Annotated in this window: 1 rRNA gene; it reads right to left on the reverse strand. The window is 53.3% G+C overall.

What is annotated here, in order from left to right:
* Positions 1 to 246 (reverse strand): 23S ribosomal RNA (locus NQ018_RS11455); the annotation flags it as partial.

A 246-nucleotide genomic window follows, 5' to 3' on the forward strand; every position in this document is an offset into this window, starting at 1 on the left:
TCACCCCTACCCACAGCTCATCCCCTCAGTTTTCAACCTAAGTGGGTTCGCGCCTCCACAACATCTTACTGTTGCTTCACACTGGCCATGGGTAGATCACTTCGCTTCGGGTCCAGGACATGCCACTAAAACAACACCCTCATTAGGATTCGCTTTCGCTACGGCTACCCACACTCATGGTTAACCTCGCGACATGCCGCTGACTCGCAGGCTCATTCTTCAAAAGGCACGCCATCACCCCACAAA

It is taken from the genome of Corynebacterium kozikiae, assembly GCF_024580965.1.
Lineage (GTDB): Bacteria > Actinomycetota > Actinomycetes > Mycobacteriales > Mycobacteriaceae > Corynebacterium > Corynebacterium kozikiae.